The sequence below is a fragment of the Pseudomonas bananamidigenes genome, assembly GCF_001679645.1.
In the GTDB taxonomy this organism is placed as follows: Bacteria; Pseudomonadota; Gammaproteobacteria; order Pseudomonadales; family Pseudomonadaceae; genus Aquipseudomonas; species Aquipseudomonas bananamidigenes.
Map to the genome: position 1 here is coordinate 1 of NZ_LRUN01000051.1, position 14,216 is coordinate 14,216.

The window sequence follows — 14,216 nt, forward strand, 5'->3', positions numbered from 1 at the left end:
GCTGATCGCCGTCAGACGCCCAGCCCGAAAGTGATAGAACCGCGCCGCATTCCCCGCCAGCGCAACGATCAGTTCCTCAGGTTCATCCCCGAGAAAGATCGCCGCCCGCGACAGGCTGTTGTGAATCGCCGGGCGCTCGACACTCGGCAGCGGAAACCGCGTGCGCCGGTTTTCATGGTCGATCCAGACCACAACGTCGCCCTCGACCTCCAGCCGATGGGCCAGCGAATGACTCCAGCCAAATCCCAGCCCGACATCGATTTCCGCCGCGCTGGTGCGGTACAGGCGGGTGAACTCGAACGGCAGCAGCCCGTCGAGCACGCCATCGGTCAGGGTCAGCAGCTCTTCGCCAGTGACCATCGACACCGGGCAGCCGTTGGTGCAGGTGCGGGGGACGCAATCGGCGCTGTCGCCGTTGGGGTTTTTCGCCTGATCAGGCTTGTCGTCGTGATGCTGGTCTTTTTTCAGGGAAGCGTTGCGTTTGGCATCCCAACGCAATTGCATGCGGCCCTTCTTCACGCCGGCTGCGATACCTCGTGCGGCGACGGATTTGTACTGGTTCACGTAGCCGATGAAGGTGCTGACAATGCCAAACATCGCCTTCACCAGACGCGAGACCGCCGACAACAGCTGAGCGCCGTGATCGACCAGGCGCAAGGTCAGATACGCAATCCCTGTCCCGGCGCCGACGAAGGTCAATACAACGCCGATCAATACATCGATCAGCAATTGCATCACGACCATCGATACCGCTTCGGCGGTTTTCCCTGCGACCTCGCCGGGTGGCAACATTTCGAGCCAAAGGCTGGCCGTGCGCAGCAACAGACAGAGCACTGCCTCGTCACTGACGAGCAGTTGGAGCTGCTCCATTTTCTCCGGCATAGAGGCCGCGAACTCGGCCAACGCCGTCGCGCTTTCGCCCAGCCGATCGGCAAACGCGGGAGGATCCTTGAGAATCTCCGACAGCAACCCGATGCTGTCCCATACGCCCTCGATCGCCGCCCAGCTCCCGGCCAGCAGGCCATTACCCGCCGCCGTCGCCACCGACTGCGACCACTGTGGCCTGAAGCCCTGCCACTCGCTGCGCAACCAGCCATCCAGCTGTCGGGTCAGGCCATCGTAGGACTCGAAAAGTGCATCGATCTGCTTCTCGCTGGCCACGCCGTGCACCACCACCCGATAGAACTTGCCCGCCTCGCCGGTGAACAGCCCCTTGCCCCGAGCATCGAGCGTGACGGACTTCACCTCGCCACCATCCACCGCCATCACATCGACAACGATGTCGCCCAAGGGAATGTCATACACCGACTCGAACTTGCTCTCGATTTCCATCGGCCCGTTTTTCGGGCATTGCACGACAGCCGAAGAGAAACGTTTGTCGTCCAGGGCGACCACCGTGGTGTGTTCGCCGAAGCGTATGATCCGCTCCATTCCCATCAACGACGGCAGATCCGCCCCATGGCTGATGCTGTCGGTCGAGCGGCTGAACCAGTGCCTGAGCTGTTCGCGATAGAGATCAAGGGTGCGGGGAAAGCTGTCGAGTGCTTGCTCGATGCGAGTGGTGGCTTCCATCAGCGTATTCCCATGCGCAAAAAGAAATGAAAAACCGGGTCGAACATGGGCGTTCCCTCGCGCAGAAATCAGGCGAAGGACTTTGCGGGGGATCAATCAGAAAAGAAGTCAGGCGAGTAGGCGACGACTGTAGGAGAAGTCTGTAATTGATTTTTTCGAAGGACAGACGCAAAAACGGGGCGGGAGGTCTCCCTCACGCCCCGCTCACGGAACACATGGCTTACCGAGAAGAGACCCCGGCGGCCAGCTCTTTCAACTTCAACTCGGCCAATGGATGCCCGGCCTTGGCGGCCATGGTCCACCAGCGAGCTGCTTCCAGGGGATCAGGCGCTTTACCCGGTGTGCCCGCCAGACTGATGGCGCCGACCTGATACGCCGCTTTGCCATCCCCGGCCAGCGCTGCCAGTCGCAGCAGCCGGACGCCTTCCTCACGCGCTCCCAGCCCGACTCCACGAAATGTCAGGATGTGCCCGTAAAAGCTTTGCGCGCCGACATCGCCCAGGTTGGCCATACGCGCAAACTGTCCTTCGAGCCAGCGCCAGCCTCGGGGCTGACGGACAAACCACGACCAGTGAAACAGCCTGCGGGCGAGCCAGTAAGCTGCCCGCGCCTTGAGTCGTAAAAACACTCAGGCCTCCGCCGATTCCGGGTACTCGTACTCAAAAACCCGCACCACTTCCGAGGCATGCCAGGAAGCGGCGGCAACACCATCGGACGGCCCGGAAAAACGCCCCAGGCGCTCGACACATTCAAAGAAACCGGTGCGTGGCAGGCGACTGGCGCCCTGGCTGATCACCAGGGAACTGCGCAATGGCTGCTCGGCTTTCGCATCCAGCGCGGCGAGATGCTCCAGTGCAGCGGTCAGGGTCTGCATCGCCGGCGTGGGCAATTGCAGACGCTCGAGCAAGGCTCGATAAGTCAGAAGATGGCGCTGCCTGCGCGCCTGGTCCAGCTCCCCCAGCAATCCGTCCCAATGTTGACGACTGATGCGTACGCTCACGATTGTTCCCTCCACCCTGGCACCGTCAATTCCCAGGCCAGACTGCGGCGAATCGCAGCGTCGGGCAGACGCTCTCCGCTTTCGATCATGGCCAGATAAGACGGGCTGATGCCTACCGTGCGGGCCAGCGCCTCGATGGCGATGCCCTTCCCTTCGCGCAAACTGCGTAACTGATCCAGACCAGGAAGAATCTGGTCCGGTGTGGCCGCGAGCGGCGCTGGAGCCGTTTGCGACGGTGCTTCGTTGATGCCTGCCGCTTTCAGTAGAGCCTGATACTGAGCCCATGGCAGAACCGCATACTCGGGCTCGCCATCGCGTGCAATGATCTGAATATCCATGACTACCCCGTGGGACAACAACACTTAGCGAGTCGGCACTTTTCCCTAGAAGTGTAATCCTAACAGCGGCCAAGGTCGCGGGGGGTATCTATCTGTACAAGAGGCTGTCGCGATTCAGGACTTTTTCGGGCCCTGAAGCTGAAGTTGCTCGGGTGTGTCGGGCAGACGCTCGACAACCCTGAGCTTTTCCGGTGCCTGACGCTGACGCCACAAACGGAAAGCACTGAGCTCGTCGTCGAGGGTTTTCATCAGCCAGGCGAGGACGGCAATGTCATCGAGCATGCCGAAAACAGGAATGAAATCCGGAATCGCATCCACCGGGCTGAGGAAATACATCAACCCCGCCACCACCGAAACAATGGCTTTGGGACTGATCGCACGATACTCACCACGCCAGTACGCCAGACATAACGCCTGGAGCAGACGCAGGTCATCTTTCAATTTTCCAAGCCGATTGCCTTGTGCAGCGCCTTTGCTGGCCACGGCGAACAACAGGGTCGGCAAACGGCCTCGTGCCAGGAGTCGTCCGGCCAGCGGCAGGAACCGGGCGAAATTCCATGGAGCTTTCATCTATTTCTCCCGTTGAAATGTTATCCACACAAATTGTGGATAACCTTGTGAACAGAGCTGCATTTAAACGCTGAGAGCCCCGCTCCATAAGGGCTGCGCTCAGATCGGGCGTTTTTTACTCACATAAAAAAGCCCAATATTTCATTGACTTGGCAGCTCAGGGCGTCTAGCGCGGGTAGCTACACAGTCTAGGACTGTCATGGTGCCTGTCGGTTCGCTCTGTTTACGCCGGGCGTCGACCAGATGCAACAACGCCCCGCATTAGCGAGGCGTTGTCGTCGAAACCGGGGCCAATTACTTGGCAGCGGCGTCTTCTTTGGCTGGGTCCTTGATGGCCAGCAGTTCCAGGTCGAAAACCAGAACCGAGTTGGCCGGGATGGCCGGGCTTGGCGATTGAGCGCCGTAAGCCAGATCGCTAGGGATGTACAGCTTGTACTTCTCGCCAACGTGCATCAATTGCAAACCTTCGACCCAACCCGGAATCACACCGCTGACCGGCAGATCGATCGGGCTGCCGCGCTCGACGGAGCTGTCGAATACGGTGCCGTTGGTCAGCTTTCCGGTGTAGTGAACGGTCACTACGTCGGTAGGCTTGGGCTGCGGACCGTCGGCTTTCTTGACCACTTCGTACTGCAGACCGGAAGCGGTGGTGATCACGCCGGCTTTCTTGCCGTTTTCTTCGAGGAATTTCTTGCCGGCGGCTGCCGACTCTTCGCTCATCTTGGCCATACGCTCTTCGGCACGCTTTTGCAGTGCGGCGAAGGCTTCGACCAGTTCTTCATCTTTCAGCTTCTGTTCTTTCTTGCCGACGGCATCTTCGATGCCCTGGGCTACCGCTTTGGAGTCCAGATCATCCATGCCTTCCTGAGCAAGGCTCTTGCCCATGTTCAGGCCGATACCGTAGGAAGCTTTTTGCGCCGGGGTTTTCAGCTCCACGCTGGTCTGCGAGTCACAACCCGCGAGTACCAGGCTAACCAGGGCAACCGCCGCCGCCAACCGATGCTGTTTCATGCTATTTCCTTGTTCATGCGCCGAAAGGGCAATCGAGTAAAGCCGCGAGCTTATCAGGCCGCCACGACCAATGGCTACCGGCATGAGAGCAGGAATCTTCCGATAAGTTCAGGGATTAAAAAGCATTTTGGCAAAGGCAGGATGAAGCTTCTGTCATCTTGGGCCGACAGTAACCGATGACGCTTCCCACGCCCCCCCACAGTAATGGCCACTTGCCCCACATGGCCGGCTCAGGCATAACAGCGCAAAAAACTCGACAAGGATGTTCATCTTGCGCTTCTTATTCCGTGTGCTGACGCTGATTGCGATACTGCTGGGACTGCTCCTGGCGGTGGTTCTCTACTATGTCGCCAATCCGAAATTGCCTTTCCCCACGCCTGTAAAACAGGTGCACTACCTCCAGCAATGGAGTGACGAACAGCGTCAGACCTATTACTTCACGCCGCAAGGCACCCAGGTCAAAGGCCTGCGTTATGAGTGGTTTCAGGCCCTGGAACTACCGTTCTCGCAGCAACGTTTCGCGTCCCCCGACTATCTCGCGCGCTTCGGCTTTCTGATCGACCCGCAGCAGAAAGCGACATCGGACAACCCCGGGAATCTGCCGGTGGGCTTTACCCGACATCAGAACCCGGGCAGCACCGAGCACTATCTGGACATCACTTGCGCGGCCTGTCACACCGGCGAATTGCACTTGAAGGGTCAGGCCGTGCGCATTGATGGGGGCTCGGCTCAACATGTGCTGCCTTCCAGCGTTCCTACATTGCGTGGAGGCAGTTTCGGACAGGCGTTGGTCGCCAGTCTGGCTTCCACTTACTACAACCCCTGGAAATTCGAACGTTTCGCCCGAAACGTATTGGGCAACGACTATGATGCGCGCCACGAACAACTGCGCAAAGACTTCAAAAGCTCGCTGAACACCTTCCTGAAGGTGGCATGGAACGACACTCATCGCGGACTCTACCCCACCGAGGAAGGCCCTGGCCGCACCGATGCCTTCGGACGAATCGCCAATGCCACCTTCGGTGACGCGATTTCCCCAAGCAATTACCGCGTAGCCAACGCCCCGGTGGATTACCCGCAACTATGGGACATGTGGACGTTCGACTGGGTGCAGTGGAACGGTTCGGCGCAGCAACCGATGGCCCGCAATATCGGCGAGGCGCTGGGGGTTGGCGCCACCCTGAATTTCTTCGATGCCAACGGCCAGCCGCTGCAGGGTGATGAACGTTATGCGTCGAGCGTACGCGTGCGCGATCTGCACAAGATCGAAGAAACCCTGCAAACACTTCAGCCGCCCGCCTGGCCGGAAGATGTGCTGGGTGCAGTCGACAAACCACTGGCCGCCAAAGGGCGCGCACTGTTTACCGAGAACTGCGCCGGTTGCCATGTTCCGCGAGTCACGCAAGAAGGCGAACGCTGGGTCAAGCATCTGACCATGCTACCCGTCGATGTGATCGGCACCGATCCGAACGCAGCCAACAACATCGCCAATCACCGATTCGATCTGACGGCGCTGCAATGGAGTCCGGCGGAGCTGGAGCAAATGGACGTGAAACTGCATCCCACGCCCAAAGAACCGTTGAATCTGAGCCAGTTGTCCGTGGCCAAGGGCCTGGCTTATGTCACGGCATTCGTGGAAAACCGTGCCTACCGTGAAGCGGGCGTGACACCGGCAGAAAAACCGCAGCTCGACGGGTTCGGCCTGCCAATCGGCGTCCGCGAGAAAGTCGCCTACAAGGCTCGTCCGCTCGCCGGTGTGTGGGCCACCCCGCCCTTCCTGCACAACGGCTCGGTGCCAAGCCTGTACCAACTGCTGTCGCCGCAGGATGAACGCTCCACCACTTTTTATAAAGGTACTCTGGAATACGACCCGCGGCATCTGGGTTATCGCACCGAAGCCTTTACCAACGCTTTCCTGTTCGACACGCGCATCACCGGTAACCACAACAGTGGCCATGAGTTCCGCGCCGGTGAACGCGGCAACGGAGTCATCGGGCGATTGTTGCAGCCTGAGGAGCGCTGGGCGCTGCTGGAATATCTGAAAGTGCTGGGCGGCCCGCTGGAGGCGCAACTGCCATGATCTTCAATTCGTTCAAGAAGCCATCGTTGCTGGCTCGGTTCTGGTTGTGGCTGGGTCGGTTGCTGGGTAAAACCCTGCTGTTTTTGTTGGTGGCCGGCCTGATTGGCTGGGCTTTGGCGGCTGCCTGGTTTGCCTGGCAGCACCGGGGACCGGTATCGGCACTGGAGCAGATTCCGGAAGGCGAAGCGGCCATGACGCAGGACGTGATCCAGACCGCTGTGCGAATTGTCGATCAGCACCGGGAAAGTACGCGCTACCTGCGTGACGCCCATGCCAAGGCTCACGGTTGTGTGAAGGCAGAGGTGCAGGTGCTGCCGGATCTGGCCCAGGATCTGCGACGTGGCGTTTTCAGCGAACCCGGCAAGTTCTGGCAGGCGACGATGCGCCTGTCCAACGGCAACGCCTACCCGCAGTTCGACAGCATCCGCGATGCCCGGGGCATGGCGATCAAATTGCTCGATGTGCCGGGCAAACAGTTGCTGGGTGACCGTCAGGACCTGCACGAGCAGGATTTCGTGATGTTCAGCCATCCGAATTTCTTCGTCAGCGATGTCGCTGAATATCGTCAGAATGTGGCGGCGCAGGCTGAAGGCAAGAAGGTCATGGCGTTCTTTCCGGGCTGGGACCCGCGAACCTGGCAGATCAGACATTTATTCATTGCGCTGGCAACGCTTTCCCCGCCGCCAGAGAGTCCGACGCGTACAACCTACTTTTCGGTATCGCCCTACAAGTTCGGAGAGGCCAATGCCAAGTATCGGGTCATGCCGGATCCGGACAACTGCCCGGCCTACACGCTGCCGAAACAAAACCGGGATCTGCCGAATTTCCTGCGCAGCGCACTGAATCAGCAACTGTCCACGGATCGGGTGCCCGCGTGTTTCGTGCTGCAGATCCAGCGCCAGGACGCGAACAAGTACATGCCGATCGAAGACACCAGCATCGAGTGGCGCGAACAGGACAGTCCGTTCCGGACAGTGGCCAGAATCACCCTGCCGCCACAGGACTTCGATACCCCGGCGCTGAACCTGCAATGCGACAACCTGTCGTTCAATCCCTGGTTCGGTATCGAGGCCCATCGCCCGATTGGCGGGATCAATCGCCTGCGTAAAGCGGTATACGAAGCGGTCAGCGATTACCGACACAGCCGCAACGCAGGGCAATAGCAGCGCCGGAAACGAAAAAAGCGACCGTCAAAGGTCGCTTTCCAATGTTCATGGCTGGCAAAAGCCAAATCCCGGACAGCAAAAAGCCCGCACTGGGCGGGCTTTCCGTGGTGACCTGGCGTTCAGTGTTCCAGATTACCGAATATGGCGCAGCGGACGGGACTCGAACCCGCGACCCCCGGCGTGACAGGCCGGTATTCTAACCGACTGAACTACCGCTGCGCGAAACGCTTGAAACGAATGGTGGGTGATGACGGGATCGAACCGCCGACATTCTGCTTGTAAGGCAGACGCTCTCCCAGCTGAGCTAATCACCCTTCGCTTCGTTGCGGGATGCATTATGCCACAAGTTTTCGTAACGTGTTGATTTAATTGAAGTTTTTTTCAAAAAAATCCGAAAACCGGTGAAGCCACACATTCCGCCTGTACAACTCGAGGCAGAAAAAAACCCGCCTTGGCGGGTTTCTTCCGTGGTGACCTGGCGTTCAGTGTTCCAGGTTACCGAATATGGCGCAGCGGACGGGACTCGAACCCGCGACCCCCGGCGTGACAGGCCGGTATTCTAACCGACTGAACTACCGCTGCGCTAAACACTTGAAACGAATGGTGGGTGATGACGGGATCGAACCGCCGACATTCTGCTTGTAAGGCAGACGCTCTCCCAGCTGAGCTAATCACCCTTCGCTTCGGTGTGGCGCGCATTCTACGGAGCGACCCACCCTCTGGCAAGCACTTTTTTAATTAATTTTCTCAGGCCTTCCAAAGGCTTAGAGAAGGGTTGGCCTCTGACCCGGCGAAGACAATAATGCCCCCCTTTGTATAAAGGAGAGACTCACCCCATGTGGTTCAAGAACCTGCTTATCTATCGCCTGACCCAAGACCTGCCTGTCGATGCCGAGGCGCTGGAAACCGCACTGGCCACCAAACTGGCGCGTCCATGTGCAAGCCAGGAGTTGACCACCTACGGTTTCGTCGCACCGTTCGGCAAGGGCGAGGACGCTCCATTGGTGCACGTCAGCGGTGACTTCCTGCTGGTGGCTGCCCGCAAAGAAGAACGCATCCTGCCGGGCAGCGTCGTGCGTGACGCGGTCAAGGAAAAGGTCGAGGAGATCGAGGCCGCGCAGATGCGCAAGGTCTACAAGAAGGAACGCGATCAGATCAAGGATGAAATCATCCAGGCGTTCCTGCCGCGCGCCTTCATCCGCCGCTCCTCGACCTTCGCCGCCATCGCGCCGAAACAGGGCCTGATCCTGGTCAACTCGGCCAGCCCGAAACGCGCTGAAGACTTGCTCTCCACCCTGCGGGAAGTGATCGGCACCTTGCCGGTTCGTCCGCTGACCGTGAAAACCGCGCCGACTGCCGTGATGACCGAATGGGTTACCACCCAGCAAGCCGCCCCTGACTTCTTCGTTCTGGACGAGTGCGAGCTGCGCGACACCCACGAAGATGGCGGTATCGTGCGTTGCAAGCGTCAGGACCTGACCAGCGAAGAAATCCAGCTGCACCTGAGCACCGGCAAAGTGGTGACTCAACTGTCGTTGGCCTGGCAGGACAAACTGTCGTTCATGCTCGACGACAAGATGACCGTCAAACGCCTGAAGTTCGAAGATCTGTTGCAGGATCAGGCGGAACAGGACGGCGGCGACGAAGCCCTCGGCCAACTGGATGCCAGCTTCACGCTGATGATGCTGACCTTCGGTGATTTCCTGCCGGCGCTGGTCGAAGCATTGGGTGGTGAAGAGACGCCGCAGGGGATCTAAAGCCTGCGAGTTTCACCTGTGGGAGCGAGCTTGCTCGCGAAGGCGCCGTGTCAGGCACTATATAAGTTGAATGACACAATGCTTTCGCAAGCAAGCTCGCTCCCACAGTTCGTTTTGTGGCGTTTTCACATAATAAGGAACAGACCATGCGCGCACTGGCTGCACTGAGTCGTTTTGTTGGCAACACCTTCGCTTACTGGGTTCTGATCTTCGCCGTGTTCGCATTTCTGCAACCGGCATGGTTCCTCAACCTCAAGGGGGCGATCGTGCCACTGCTCGGGCTGGTGATGTTCGGCATGGGCCTGACCCTCAAACTCGACGATTTCGCCGCCGTTGCCCGCCATCCGTGGCGTGTGGCCCTGGGCGTGGTCGCACATTTCGTGATCATGCCGGGCATGGCATGGTTGCTGTGCCAGGTCTTTCACCTGCCGCCGGAAATCGCCGTCGGGGTGATTCTGGTCGGGTGCTGCCCGAGCGGCACTTCGTCGAACGTCATGACCTGGCTGGCCCGGGGCGATCTGGCGCTGTCGGTGGCCATCGCCGCCGTTACCACCCTCCTCGCCCCGTTGCTGACACCGGCGCTGATCTGGCTGCTGGCCTCTGCCTGGCTGCCGGTTTCGTTCATGGAATTGTTCTGGTCGATCCTGCAAGTGGTGTTGTTGCCGATCATTCTCGGGGTGGTGGCGCAACGCCTGCTCGGCGACAAGGTCCGGCATGCGGTAGACGTACTCCCACTGGTGTCCGTGGTCAGCATCGTGATCATCGTCGCCGCGGTGGTCGCCGCCAGTCAGGCGAAAATCGCCGAATCCGGCCTGCTGATCATGGCCGTGGTGATGTTGCACAACAGCTTCGGCTATTTGCTGGGTTACTTCACCGGGCGCCTGTTTGGTTTGCCACTGGCCCAGCGCAAATCTCTGGCGCTGGAGGTCGGCATGCAGAACTCGGGGCTGGGTGCCGCGTTGGCCAGTGCACACTTTTCGCCTTTGGCGGCGGTGCCGAGCGCGCTGTTCAGTGTGTGGCACAACATTTCCGGGGCGCTGCTATCGACCTGGTTCCGGCGCATGAGCGAGAAGGAAGATCGTGAAGCTTTGACTCAGCAGCCCGCAGACTGACCGGGTCCCCGGCGCACATTTTTAGGTACCATGTGCGCCACGCGGGGACGACCCTGCGGCTCAATCGAGTTTTCAATCCGGGGACGGCCCCGTCAATCGATGGAGGTTTTCATGTCCTGGATCATTCTGTTTTTCGCCGGTCTGTTCGAAGTCGGCTGGGCCGTCGGCCTGAAATACACCGATGGCTTCAGTCGTCCATTGCCCACCGCCCTGACCGTTGCCGCCATGGCCATCAGTGTTGGTTTGCTGGGGCTGGCGATGAAGGAACTGCCGCTGGGCACGGCCTATGCGATCTGGACGGGCGTCGGTGCCGTGGGCACGGTGATTGCCGGGATCATTCTGTTCGGTGAGTCGATGGCGCTGATCCGGCTGGTCAGCGTTGCGCTGATCATCACCGGGTTGATCGGGCTCAAGGTCAGCGCCTGAGCCATTGCCGCCATCCTTCGGGGATGGCGGCTTCACCCCACACCAACTACCTGACTGTCCCGCGCAACTCCCCGACCAACGCTTGCAACTCCGCAGGTTGCGCCGCTTCAACGGCAACTGGCGAGCCCGCCACCAGCGTCACCCGCGACCATAAGCGATGAAACAGTCCCTTATTGGGATCGCGACTGAAGAAACTCCCCCACAACCCCTGCAACGCCAGCGGAATCACCGGCACCGGTGTCTCTTCGAGAATCCGCGTCAGCCCGCCCTTGAACTCGTTGATCTCGCCGTCGGCGGTCAACTTGCCTTCGGGGAAGATGCACACCAGCTCACCGTCCTTCAGATACCGGGCGATACGGGTGAAGGCTTTTTCGTAGATCTGAATGTCTTCCTGGCGTCCGGCAATCGGAATGGCCCCCGCCGTGCGGAAGATGAAGTTCAGTACCGGCAGGTTGTAGATCTTGTAGTACATGACAAAGCGAATCGGCCGACGCACCGCACCGCCAATCAGCAAGGCATCGACGAACGATACGTGGTTGCACACCAGCAACGCCGCACCCTCGTCGGGAATCGCTTCAAGGTTGCGATGCTCGACGCGGTACATGGAATGGCTGAGCAGCCAGATCATGAAGCGCATGCTGAACTCGGGAACGATCTTGAAGATGTAGGCGTTGACGCCGATGTTGAGCAACGACACAGCCAGGAACAGTTGCGGAATCGACAGTTTGACCACACTCAGCAACAGGATGGAGACGATGGCCGAAATCACCATGAACAGCGCGTTGAGAATGTTGTTGGCCGCAATCACCCGCGCCCGCTCGTTCTCGGCGGTGCGCGACTGGATCAGCGCATACAGCGGCACGATGTAGAAACCGCCAAAGATGCCCAGGCCGAGGATGTCGACCAGCACGGCCCAGGTGTGGCCAAAGCCGAGGATTTCTGTCCAGCTATGGCCAACGGTGCTCTCAGGAATTTCGCCGGAATGCCACCAAAGCAGCAATCCGAAAACCGTCAGGCCAAACGAGCCGAACGGCACCAGACCGATTTCGACCTTGCGCCCGGACAGCTTCTCGCAAAGCATCGAACCCACGGCAATACCGACTGAAAACACGGTGAGGATCAGGGTCACCACGGTTTCGTCGCCGTGCATCCATTCTTTGGCGTAAGCCGGAATCTGCGTCAGATAGATCGCCCCGACAAACCAGAACCACGAGTTGCCGACAATCGAGCGCGACACCGCCGGCGTCTGGCCCAACCCGAGTTTCAGCGTGGCCCAGGACTGGCTGAAAATATTCCAGTTCAAGCGCATTTCCGGCGAAGCGGCCGCCGCCCGGGGAATGCCGCGGCTGGCGAGGTAACCCAGTACCGCGATGCCGACAATCGCGCAGGACACCAACGGCGCATAGTGCGACGAAGACATGATGATCCCGGCGCCGATGGTGCCGGCCAGGATCGCCAGAAACGTGCCCATTTCCACCAGACCGTTGCCGCCGACCAGTTCATCCTCATGCAGTGCCTGCGGCAGGATCGAGTACTTCACCGGACCGAACAGCGCCGAGTGCGTGCCCATGGCGAACAGTGCCACCAGCATCAGCGACAGGTGATCGAACAGAAAGCCCACGGATCCCACGGCCATGATGGCGATTTCTGCAAGTTTGATCAGACGGATCAGCGCATCCTTGGCGAATTTTTCCCCGAACTGCCCGGCCAGCGCCGAGAACAGGAAAAACGGCAGAATGAACAGCAGCGCACACAGATTGACCCAGATCGAGCGGTCACCTTCGATGGTCAGCCGGTAGAGAATGGCGAGGATCAGCGACTGCTTGAACACGTTGTCGTTGAACGCGCCGAGCGACTGAGTGATGAAGAACGGCAGGAAGCGCCGGGTACGCAGCAGGTTGAACTGTGAGGGGTGACTCATCTTCCGTGTGTCCCTGATGTTGGGTAGCGAGTGGCCTGGATACGCTTATTGGAATGTCGATCCGCGATCCAGGCCACACCTTACCTAAACTTTTCAGGTTATTTCTTCAAACCTGCAATGCACGGTGAGACGAACAGCTCGCCACGCCAGGCACCTTGCAGGGTGCGCTTGCCGACGATCAGCCACATGGCTGCCAACAACGTCACCAGCACAGAACCGGCCACGCTGAAAAACGTCAGGTTCAAGGTGCTGCCCAGTTTCAGGGTCGCCAGCGAATACACGCCCAACGGGAAGATAAATCCCCACCAGCCGAGGTTGAACGGGATGCCGTCACGCAGGTAGCGCACGGTAATCAGCAGCGCCATCAACATCCACCACAGGCCAAAGCCCCAGAGCGTGATCCCGGCCACCAGGCCCAGACCCGAGGCGATTTCACCCATTCCGGGCAAGCCGCTGGCCGCGAAGATCACCGGCGCATCGCCGCCCAGCAGCAACATCCCCAGGGCACCGGTACCGATGGGACCCAAAGCAAGCCAGCTGGATGCGGCCATGCTTTCATGAGGCAGTTTGTGCAGCGCCATGCGCAACAGCAGGATGGTCAGAATGCTGAACGCCACCGGCAGGGAAAACGCCCAGAGCACGTAGCTGGTTGTCAGCACCACCAGTTGCGAATGCGCGTCGGCCAGGTGCGGTGCGAGCAGTCCGCCGCTGGCCGCCGCGACTTCCGCCGCCACCACCGGCAACAGCCAGACGGCGGTCATCTGATCGATGCTGTGTTCCTGACGGGTGAACATCATGTAGGGAATCAGCACACCGCAGGCCAGCGACATCGCCACATCCAGCCACCACAGCACTTCGGCCAGATGAATCACACCTTCGCCCCAGCGCGGCAGGCCGAACAGCAGAAAACCGTTGATGATGGTCGCCAGCCCCATGGGAATGGTGCCGAAGAACATCGAAACCGTGGAATGGCCGAAAATCCGCCGCGCCTCGTCGAAAAACAGCATCCAGCGCGCAGCGTAGGCAGCGGTAAACAGCGCGAACAACAGAATGTTGAACATCCACAATCCTTCGGCCACCGCGTGCAGTCCCGCGATGGCGAAGGGCAATTGCGCCAACGCCAACGCCAGCACACCGGTACCCATGGTCGCGGCGAACCAGTTCGGCGTGAATTGACGGATGACTTCGCGGGGATGCTGAAGCTGGCTGAAGGGCTTGATGCCGGGTTTGGCACTGTTGGGGCAAATCATCATGAACTCCTGT

At 59.6% G+C, this 14,216-nt stretch carries 13 protein-coding genes and 4 tRNA genes; 5 read left to right on the top strand and 12 right to left on the bottom strand.

The annotated features are described in order from the left end of the window. The 6 genes from BBF94_RS18390 to BBF94_RS18415 all read right to left on the bottom strand — a co-directional run. Nucleotides 1–1,572 (bottom strand): DUF6531 domain-containing protein (locus BBF94_RS18390; RefSeq protein ID WP_225875072.1); only part of this gene is annotated, 1,572 nt, incomplete at its 3' end. Nucleotides 1,573–1,792: 220 nt separating this feature from the next. After that, on the bottom strand, nt 1,793–2,200 hold the full coding sequence (locus BBF94_RS18395; RefSeq protein ID WP_065260412.1) for an SEL1-like repeat protein: 408 nt from the start codon (nt 2,198–2,200) through the stop codon (nt 1,793–1,795). Further along, nucleotides 2,201–2,572, bottom strand: coding sequence for a hypothetical protein (locus BBF94_RS18400; RefSeq protein ID WP_003223109.1), 372 nt, complete (start codon nt 2,570–2,572; stop codon nt 2,201–2,203). It lies immediately after the preceding gene. Beyond that, nucleotides 2,569–2,910 carry a helix-turn-helix domain-containing protein gene (locus tag BBF94_RS18405; RefSeq protein WP_065260413.1) on the bottom strand — a complete coding sequence of 114 codons (342 nt, stop codon included), beginning with the start codon at nt 2,908–2,910 and terminating at the stop codon, nt 2,569–2,571. The genes BBF94_RS18400 and BBF94_RS18405 overlap by 4 nt, the downstream gene beginning before the upstream one ends. Nucleotides 2,911–3,024: 114 nt before the next feature. Further along, complete coding sequence (locus tag BBF94_RS18410; RefSeq protein WP_065260414.1) at nt 3,025–3,480, bottom strand: YkvA family protein; 456 nt, start codon at nt 3,478–3,480, stop codon at nt 3,025–3,027. Nucleotides 3,481–3,774: 294 nt separating this feature from the next. Further along, complete coding sequence (locus tag BBF94_RS18415) at nt 3,775–4,491, bottom strand: FKBP-type peptidyl-prolyl cis-trans isomerase (RefSeq protein WP_065260415.1); 717 nt, start codon at nt 4,489–4,491, stop codon at nt 3,775–3,777. Between the two features lie 271 nt (nt 4,492–4,762). Here BBF94_RS18415 and BBF94_RS18420 point away from each other — a divergent pair, with 271 nt between their 5' ends. Both BBF94_RS18420 and BBF94_RS18425 read left to right on the top strand, forming a co-directional pair. Then, nucleotides 4,763–6,571, top strand: a complete 1,809-nt coding sequence (locus BBF94_RS18420) for a di-heme-cytochrome C peroxidase (protein WP_065260467.1) — start codon at nt 4,763–4,765, stop codon at nt 6,569–6,571. Next, nucleotides 6,568–7,734: a catalase family protein gene (locus tag BBF94_RS18425; protein ID WP_065260416.1), complete on the top strand. Its 1,167-nt coding sequence runs from the start codon at nt 6,568–6,570 to the stop codon at nt 7,732–7,734. Before BBF94_RS18420 ends, BBF94_RS18425 begins: the two co-directional genes overlap by 4 nt. Before the next feature lie 145 nt (nt 7,735–7,879). On the opposite strand, the gene BBF94_RS18430 is transcribed toward BBF94_RS18425, so the two are convergent. From BBF94_RS18430 to BBF94_RS18445, 4 genes are all read right to left on the bottom strand, one after another. After that, nucleotides 7,880–7,956 (bottom strand) — tRNA-Asp (locus BBF94_RS18430). 19 nt (nt 7,957–7,975) lie between these two features. Beyond that, nucleotides 7,976–8,051, bottom strand: a tRNA-Val gene (locus tag BBF94_RS18435). A gap of 191 nt (nt 8,052–8,242) precedes the next feature. After that, nucleotides 8,243–8,319: transfer RNA gene (locus tag BBF94_RS18440), tRNA-Asp, on the bottom strand. A 19-nt stretch (nt 8,320–8,338) separates the two neighbouring features. Then, nucleotides 8,339–8,414: transfer RNA gene (locus BBF94_RS18445), tRNA-Val, on the bottom strand. 159 nt (nt 8,415–8,573) lie between these two features. Here BBF94_RS18445 and rdgC point away from each other — a divergent pair. From rdgC to sugE, 3 genes are all read left to right on the top strand, one after another. After that, the gene (gene rdgC / locus BBF94_RS18450; RefSeq protein WP_065260417.1) at nt 8,574–9,494 is read left to right on the top strand and encodes a recombination-associated protein RdgC; all 921 of its coding nucleotides are present in this window, start codon (nt 8,574–8,576) and stop codon (nt 9,492–9,494) included. Nucleotides 9,495–9,640: 146 nt separating this feature from the next. Beyond that, nucleotides 9,641–10,606, top strand: coding sequence for a bile acid:sodium symporter family protein (locus BBF94_RS18455; protein ID WP_065260418.1), 966 nt, complete (start codon nt 9,641–9,643; stop codon nt 10,604–10,606). 111 nt (nt 10,607–10,717) lie between these two features. Continuing rightward, the gene (sugE, locus tag BBF94_RS18460) at nt 10,718–11,032 is read left to right on the top strand and encodes a quaternary ammonium compound efflux SMR transporter SugE (protein ID WP_065260419.1); all 315 of its coding nucleotides are present in this window, start codon (nt 10,718–10,720) and stop codon (nt 11,030–11,032) included. A gap of 46 nt (nt 11,033–11,078) precedes the next feature. On the opposite strand, the gene BBF94_RS18465 is transcribed toward sugE, so the two are convergent. After that, nucleotides 11,079–12,953, bottom strand: a complete 1,875-nt coding sequence (locus BBF94_RS18465) for an MFS transporter (RefSeq protein WP_065260420.1) — start codon at nt 12,951–12,953, stop codon at nt 11,079–11,081. Between the two features lie 98 nt (nt 12,954–13,051). Beyond that, nucleotides 13,052–14,203: a TDT family transporter gene (locus BBF94_RS18470; RefSeq protein ID WP_065260421.1), complete on the bottom strand. Its 1,152-nt coding sequence runs from the start codon at nt 14,201–14,203 to the stop codon at nt 13,052–13,054. Nucleotides 14,204–14,216 lie beyond the last annotated feature (13 nt).

Excerpts from the sequence above, each read along its gene's own strand:
- BBF94_RS18405 (WP_065260413.1), bottom strand. The coding sequence starts at position 2,910 with ATGGATATTCAGATCATTGCACGCGATGGCGAGCCCGAGTATGCGGTT.
- BBF94_RS18410 (WP_065260414.1), bottom strand. The coding sequence starts at position 3,480 with ATGAAAGCTCCATGGAATTTCGCCCGGTTCCTGCCGCTGGCCGGACGA.
- BBF94_RS18415 (WP_065260415.1), bottom strand. The coding sequence starts at position 4,491 with ATGAAACAGCATCGGTTGGCGGCGGCGGTTGCCCTGGTTAGCCTGGTA.
- BBF94_RS18425 (WP_065260416.1), top strand. The coding sequence starts at position 6,568 with ATGATCTTCAATTCGTTCAAGAAGCCATCGTTGCTGGCTCGGTTCTGG.
- rdgC (WP_065260417.1), top strand. The coding sequence starts at position 8,574 with ATGTGGTTCAAGAACCTGCTTATCTATCGCCTGACCCAAGACCTGCCT.
- BBF94_RS18455 (WP_065260418.1), top strand. The coding sequence starts at position 9,641 with ATGCGCGCACTGGCTGCACTGAGTCGTTTTGTTGGCAACACCTTCGCT.
- sugE (WP_065260419.1), top strand. The coding sequence starts at position 10,718 with ATGTCCTGGATCATTCTGTTTTTCGCCGGTCTGTTCGAAGTCGGCTGG.
- BBF94_RS18465 (WP_065260420.1), bottom strand. The coding sequence starts at position 12,953 with ATGAGTCACCCCTCACAGTTCAACCTGCTGCGTACCCGGCGCTTCCTG.
- BBF94_RS18470 (WP_065260421.1), bottom strand. The coding sequence starts at position 14,203 with ATGATTTGCCCCAACAGTGCCAAACCCGGCATCAAGCCCTTCAGCCAG.